Source organism: Carnobacterium sp. (assembly GCF_045617425.1).
GTDB lineage: Bacteria > Bacillota > Bacilli > Lactobacillales > Carnobacteriaceae > Carnobacterium_B.
This window is the reverse complement of sequence record NZ_JAZLIO010000010.1, coordinates 1-7005: the sequence shown is the minus strand read 5'-3', so window position 1 is coordinate 7005 and position 7005 is coordinate 1. Positions and strand designations below refer to the sequence as shown.

General features: G+C 33.1%; 5 protein-coding genes and 1 tRNA gene. 1 reads left to right on the top strand and 5 read right to left on the bottom strand.

All coding sequences use genetic code 11. The features are described from left to right. Positions 1-448: 448 nt before the first annotated feature. The 4 genes from ACKI3H_RS06055 to ACKI3H_RS06040 all read right to left on the bottom strand — a co-directional run bounded on the left by ACKI3H_RS06055 (position 449) and on the right by ACKI3H_RS06040 (position 5182). Positions 449-1168: a GntR family transcriptional regulator gene (locus tag ACKI3H_RS06055; RefSeq protein WP_407371391.1), complete on the bottom strand. Its 720-nt coding sequence runs from the start codon at positions 1166-1168 to the stop codon at positions 449-451. 201 nt (positions 1169-1369) lie between these two features. After that, positions 1370-2719 (bottom strand): PTS sugar transporter subunit IIC, encoded by a 1350-nt coding sequence (locus tag ACKI3H_RS06050; protein WP_407371390.1) that lies wholly within the window; start codon positions 2717-2719, stop codon positions 1370-1372. A 159-nt stretch (positions 2720-2878) separates the two neighbouring features. Continuing rightward, positions 2879-4171, bottom strand: coding sequence for a PTS sugar transporter subunit IIC (locus tag ACKI3H_RS06045; RefSeq protein ID WP_407371392.1), 1293 nt, complete (start codon positions 4169-4171; stop codon positions 2879-2881). 111 nt (positions 4172-4282) lie between these two features. Then, positions 4283-5182: a haloacid dehalogenase-like hydrolase gene (locus tag ACKI3H_RS06040; protein ID WP_407371389.1), complete on the bottom strand. Its 900-nt coding sequence runs from the start codon at positions 5180-5182 to the stop codon at positions 4283-4285. A 370-nt stretch (positions 5183-5552) separates the two neighbouring features. On the opposite strand from ACKI3H_RS06040, the gene ACKI3H_RS06035 reads away from it, so the two are divergent. Then, positions 5553-6740, top strand: coding sequence for an ROK family protein (locus ACKI3H_RS06035; protein WP_407371388.1), 1188 nt, complete (start codon positions 5553-5555; stop codon positions 6738-6740). A 170-nt stretch (positions 6741-6910) separates the two neighbouring features. Here the strand turns inward: ACKI3H_RS06035 and ACKI3H_RS06030 are convergent. Next, positions 6911-6994: transfer RNA gene (locus ACKI3H_RS06030), tRNA-Leu, on the bottom strand. Positions 6995-7005 lie beyond the last annotated feature (11 nt).

Genomic DNA, 7005 nt, shown 5'->3' with positions numbered 1-7005 from the left:
AAAATGATGCTTGAAGCTCATATTGATTGCTAGCGAATAATTATTCACTAATTTTGTTACTGTTGACTTAGCACTGCTAAGTCACCCTCACATTTGGTTCGTCTTACTTTGTTTAGTTTTCAAAGGTCTAAAGCGTGTTGTAACAGTGCGTTGCAACTTCTATATAATAACAAGTTATTTTTTAAATGTCAATAACTTTTTAATAAAAACTATTTCAAAAGAATTTTTATTCATATTTTTGAAAGATACTTGCTCTAACAACTCCTATAACTTTACATGCTTTCAACAAAATTGTCAACTATTTTTCTTTAAATACTTAAAATTTAATTCAATTTATTTGAGAACTATTCTTCTGGTTTTCAAGATACTTTTTTTCTCTTATTTCTAAGTTGCAGACTTAAAATTTAGCGATTTAAAAACTCGAATCTATTTCCTCTTTTACTTAATTTTACTCATGCTGTGTATTATTAAAACACATTTCTACCATATCGTAACGATGCCTTACTTTTGAAAATTCGAAAGGCCTACCGTTTTCAAGGAACATTACTTTTTTAACCTCTAGAACAGGCTCATTATCTTTACAATTTAAATATTCCCGGTCCTCTTCATTAGGAGGTGCTGCCTTTATAAACTGCTGATTCCCACCAAAAACCAGCCCAACATCTTGGCGAATGTAATCATAAACTGAGTGTTCTAAGATATCGAGCGTTATGTTTGGTACAAGTTCTACAGGAAGTAAGGAATATTCTATCGAATAAGGCCTATTATTAATAACTCTTAATCGCTTGATTTCATATACTGGAGATTCACTTTTGATCATTAATTGTTCACATTCTTCAGCGTTTGGAAATCGAACGTTAAAAGCCAGTACTTTGTTAATCAATTCGGTCTGTTCTCCTACTTGATGAGTTAATCCAATATTTTGCCCAATTTTGATTCCTGTATCAGATGTCTGCACAATATTTTTTTTGACATATGTGCCAGAACCTTGAACTGAAAAAACTAGCCCTTCAACCGACAATAAATCTAGTGCTTTTTTTATGGTAACTCTACTTGTATCAAATTTTTCTGCTAATTCATTTTGATTAGGTAATTGACCACCTTTTGGATAACTGCCTTGTTTAATTTGTTTGCGTAATTCATCTGCGACATTTTTGTATTTCGCCATTGCCCTCACTCACTTCGCTTTATATAATTATGTCATTTTTACTATTCTCTCTAGTATAACATATCCTAAAAAACAACCATTAATTTAGAGAGAAAGAACTTGAAAAATCCCTTTCGTAAATCCACGGGACTTTTCAAGTTCAATAGGATTACATATCATTTTACTTCAACAGATAATTTACACTTTAAATTTATTAGCTTTCTAGTCATTTACAGTGATTTCATTTAATTCTTTTACTTCTTCAGTACGACCTGGTTCTTCAACTAGTTGACGGCTATTAGAAATCTTAACGAATGGCAAGTAAATTAATGTAGAAACTACGATACAAATCAATTGAGTCGCAACTGCTCCTAAACTACCCGCTGTCGCTAAGTAAGCACTGATAATTGGTGGCGTAGTCCAAGGAATCATAACTACTGCTTTTCCAGCAAAACCAATATAAGTCGCTACATAACCGATCACTCCTGTAATTAACGGTGTAACGATGAATGGGATAGCTAAGATAGGGTTTAACATGATTGGCATTCCAAATATTACGGGTTCATTAATATTGAATAAGCTAGGTCCCATAGATAATTTGGCAATTTCTTTCATGTCATCTCGTTTACCAACGATAAAGATAGCGAATAACAATCCAATCGTTACCCCAGAACCACCTATGTTCATATACATGTCCCAGAAAGGCATATTGATAATATTGGGTATTTCTTTACCTGCATTAAATGCATCTGTATTGACAGCTATTGAAGCTAATAGCAAAGGTTCGCGAATCGGTTTGATCATTTGGTTTCCATGTATTCCGATAACCCAGAAGAACTGAGCTACGAACATCAAAATTAAGACACCAGGTAATCCTTGCATAACATTTTCTAATGGTGCTTGAACAACCATATAGATAATATCGTATAGATACATACCAGTTATACGGAAAATAGCAAATCCTGCTGTGGCAATTATAGTAATCGTTAAGATTGTCGGAATCAATGCTGAAAAACTTCTTGATACATTGGAAGGAACACTGTCAGGCATTTTTATGTTTATTTTATCTTGTTTACCTAACCATGTGAATAATTCGACTGAAACAATTGCGATAAACATTCCTAAAAATAATCCTTTTGTATCCGTATAGTTACGAGATAAAACATTTTCCACTACACGCATTTTGTCATCTACTAACAATTCTAACGTTGTTGGATTAACGGTTATGTAACTGATAACTGCTAGTAAACCAGGAAAATAACCGCTTTCTTTATTTAAATTACCAATCTCCAGCCCTATTAAAAAGACCGCACTAATTGTCAGCATGTTCATAGTTGCATAGTTGATTGATTGTGCAATCGGTTTCAATTCTTCCAAAAAGGCTAAAGCATCTATTTGTGCCAAACCATTTGTTGAATCAAAGACCATATTAGAAAATAGTGTTGCAAAAGCCCCCGTGATGATAATTGGTATTAATGCAGTAAAAGCATTTTTGATAGCTATGATATACTTATAGCTGTTAATTTTACTGGCCACATTCCCTAGCATAATAATCCATTTATTATCTTCCATTCTTATCTCCTCCTTTTAATATGTTTTCTACAAAAGAATTGTAACCCTTTTCATTTAAAATGTAAAGACATAAAATAAATTTGTATTTACAACTTTATTTTTCCACCAAAAACGGCTTAATTTCAGTATTAAACCGAAATTAAGCCATTTTTAACTAATCTATTCTTTTACAAACACCTCTGACTCTTTAAGTGTTTGTTCCTGAACCATTGACTCTCCCAATTCTTCAGCTTTGAAACGCTTCTCAACAGCTATGAAGAATGGCAAGTATAACAATACATCTAATACAATTAGTACAATTTGCAAAATGGAACCACTGATGCTTCCGGTTACTAAAAATCCACTTATAATGGGAGGCATTGTCCAAGATGCTATAGTTCGAGTTAAAGGAACAAGTCCAGATGCCATAGCCAAATACGCTACAACAACATTGACCATCGGAGCAAGAATAAATGGTACGAGCAACATAACATTTAACACTACAGGTATTCCGAACATAGTTGGCTCATTAATATTAAAAATACCTGGTACCACAGTAATTGGAGCTAGTACTTTTGTTTGCTTACTTGTTTTTTTCTTTCGAGCTAGATAACCCAACACTAAAACCAAACCAAGTGTTGCACCGCCACCACCAATATACACAAGATTATCCATAAACGAGATAGTAAAAATGTGTTGCATTTCGGTTCCAGCTTGGTATGCTGCACGATTTTCATCTAAATTAGCAATCCATAAAGGTTGCATTACAGAGTTGACAACATTTCCTCCATGAATACCAACAAACCAGAATAAACTATTCAAACCTACAACAATTACAGTACCAAATATATTGTTTCCTAGTAATCCTAGAGGACCTCCCAAAACAACTTGAGCAATATCGTGTAAGTTCGGCAAATTCAATTTTATTAAAATTGCATAGATGATCAACCAGAAAGTAATAATAAATGCTCCTGGTATAATCGCACTAAAACTTTTTGCCACTGCAGGTGGTACAGTTTCTGGTAATTTAATTTGAATATTGTGATTAATAAACCATTGATAGATATAACCACTTATTAATCCAATAATAATAGCAACAAACAGACCTTTTGCTGCCATATAAGAAGTTGGCATCCCAGCACCTGCATCAGAAGTAACAAATGGAGTGACTACAATGAAAGAAGACAATGATATAATACCCGATGGAACACCATCAATTCCAAATTGATTTGTTAAACTATAAGCAATCCCGAAACTGGCTATTAAGCCAATCAAACCAAAACTACTATCTGTTCCTTTCCAGAGAAAATCAGCAACACCTATTTCACCAAGCCAATTTTCCCAACCTGGAACTGGAAAGCTAGCTACGACCATAAATAAAGATCCAATGATAATTAGTGGCATTGCCAATGTGATACCGTCACGTATAGCAACAAGAAATTTATTATTTCCTATCTTTGAAGCAATAGGCATTAATTTTTGTTCTAAGAACACATTAATATTATTCAAGCAAATCTCCTCCTCTATCAAATTTAAATTGACTTAATTACTCCTTACCCTTATCAAAACCTTACTTCATTACATTTATCTGTGTATCGATCTTGACATCATTGAAGCTGTATGGCGAATGCCTCGCAATGCTTTACTTAAAGCAAAAATGTTATCCACTGGAGCAAGTCCACCATATCCTGCATCTCCAATATGCTGAATATCAACACCACAAATTTTATTGCGGATTGCAATTTGTTTAATTGTATCTTCATCGGAACTTTCTTGGCTAGTTCCGATAGCAGACAACACTAACGCTCCTTCTTTATGAACAGCTTTAACGATCTCTTTTAATTCATTTTCATCAAAACCCGGAACCGTTCCAACTGCAGGAACTAAGATAATATCTGCCCCAGCTTTAATAAATGACTTAACCGTTTTCAAATCAACGATACTTTCTGAAACACCAGCTCCATGCATTTTACCGGCAATAATTAATCCTGAAAACAGTTTTCTCGTGACACTGATTGTTTTTTCAATCTGATTATTTGTAACGCCAGTCCCTGGGTTTCCCGTTAAACAAACAAAGTCTAATCCCAAAGATTCAATTTCTTTAATCGTTTTTGAATTTGCTTGTCTACCTTCAGCAATAGTTAAGCGATTTTCTGCCATAGTCGCCTTTTCATCAACGGGTTCTAAATTAACTCCAATTGGACGACCAACCAATTTATGTAGTTGATCGACAAATGATTCTTCCATACTACTTAGTCCAGAAATTTTAGGATTTAATACATCTATCCCATTTAAAAGAATCAAATCTGCACCAAAAGCTCTAGCAATTTCTGCATTTGTAATGTCTTCAATAAACGGTTCTCTTCCAACGACGTTTTCAGACATCACAATTCTTCCTTCACTTGCTTTGATGCTTTGTTTTAGCTCACTAGCTGTCATACTTATTATTTCTGAAGCGTTAGCGCTTATAAATCTTTTTGTCATATTGCAACTCCCTATTCTTATTTTTATGCTTTTTTAGTTATCCTACTTTGCCACTTAATAAATCAAACTTAATGATAGCGTTACCAATTACTAGTAACAAAAAATTGACTATTAACCTAAGTCTAATTTATTAACTTTTTATTTCTAAACTTCTATTTAATAACTTCATGCCTCCTTTTCATTTATTATTTATAAAAAATAATCAATAAACGTGTATTTCAATGTTTCCGAACTAAATTAATAATAATTTATTACTAACAAACTTATAATAATTGAGATTTTATCTGATGTCAACTTAAAAATAATAAATAATTGTTTATAAAAAATAATTAATAAGATATAATACTTGCGTGAAGACAAGGAGGACTCTATGAGACTTACAAAAAGACAAAACGAATTACAAATTAAACTATTAGATATACTCTATACAAAAGGACCTATATCAAGAATTGATATTGCTAAAGAAACAGGTATCACACCCGCCACCGTAAGTGAGATTGCTGGCAATTTGATAAATAATCAACTGATTCACGAAATAGGTGAAGTAACTTCTACATTAAATAAGTCAGGCAGAAAGAAAATACTATTGGATATTTCTCCTAAACATAGTTTTTATATCGGAGTTGAACTATCTGAAAAATTCTTTTCATATTGCCTCATTGATAATAAAGGAAGCCTGCTTGAACAAAAAATCATTCAGCATAACCATGCACTATCAGAAACTAATCTTATTGAATCTTTTTTTATTGCAGAATTGCACTTATTCATTAAGGAGTGTTCTGCATACCAGTTAAAAGCTATCGGTATCGCTCTACCTGGACATTTCGATGACAAAACACAGTCTATCCTAACAAATAATTTATTTTGGCAGAATTTCAACTTAGAGCAACTCTTATCCGATATTGATTTGCCCATCTATTTTAAGAATAATGTTCAATGTATGGCTTTATCTGAGAGATTGTTTAGCTTTGATAAGAAAGTTAGTAATTTCACATTTTTACATGTAGGACGTGGCATGTTTTGTTCCTCTATTTATCAAAATAATCTTTACGGGGATAAGGCTATTTTAGTTGGAGAAGTCGGGCATATCGTTGTTCATCCTGACGGCGAGCTGTGTGAATGTGGAAAAAGAGGCTGTTTACAAACTTATGCAAGTGAAGCATGGATTATAAAAAAATCACAAATCCTTTTTGATAACTCTGACAGTACCTATTTAAGACAATTATCAACTAATCGATCTCACCTAACTATTGAAATAATCCTACAAGCCTACAAATTGGGAGACGAAGGTGTCATAAATATATTACACAATGCGATAAAGTATCTTTCAATTACAATAAATAATTTATCTATGATGATTGATATGGATAAAATGATTATTCATGGGGAAATATTTACGGAATTTCAACTTTCAGATTTAATAAAAGACTACTTAGAAAATAATAGTACTTTATTAGCAACTGAGAAGAAAATACAAATTGAATTTAAATCATACTCTCCAATCAATGGGGCTATATCAGCGGCTGCTCTCTGTATAACAAAACAGCTTCTGAATTAATCCATTTTTTTAGATATTTCTTCTTGTAGTCTCATTACTATCATATAAAAAATTGATACGAATATAGAGAATTAGTATTCTTTTGAATCTTGAAAGTCCGAAAGATCATGGAATCTAAATAAGTCAAAAAAAGAGTCCCAAGAACGAAATGTTCTTGGGACTCTTTAGTATACCGGCGGCCGGAATCGAACCGGCACGCCCTCGCGGGCACAGGATTTTGAGTCCAGCGCGTCTACCAGTTCCGCCACGCCGGCATATGGACTGC

What these genes read in the sequence shown, in the direction of transcription:
- ACKI3H_RS06040 (WP_407371389.1), bottom strand. Translation starts at nt 5,182, where the DNA reads ATGACAAAAAGATTTATAAGCGCTAACGCTTCAGAAATAATAAGTATG.
- ACKI3H_RS06055 (WP_407371391.1), bottom strand. Translation starts at nt 1,168, where the DNA reads ATGGCGAAATACAAAAATGTCGCAGATGAATTACGCAAACAAATTAAA.
- ACKI3H_RS06050 (WP_407371390.1), bottom strand. Translation starts at nt 2,719, where the DNA reads ATGGAAGATAATAAATGGATTATTATGCTAGGGAATGTGGCCAGTAAA.
- ACKI3H_RS06045 (WP_407371392.1), bottom strand. Translation starts at nt 4,171, where the DNA reads ATGCCTATTGCTTCAAAGATAGGAAATAATAAATTTCTTGTTGCTATA.
- ACKI3H_RS06035 (WP_407371388.1), top strand. Translation starts at nt 5,553, where the DNA reads ATGAGACTTACAAAAAGACAAAACGAATTACAAATTAAACTATTAGAT.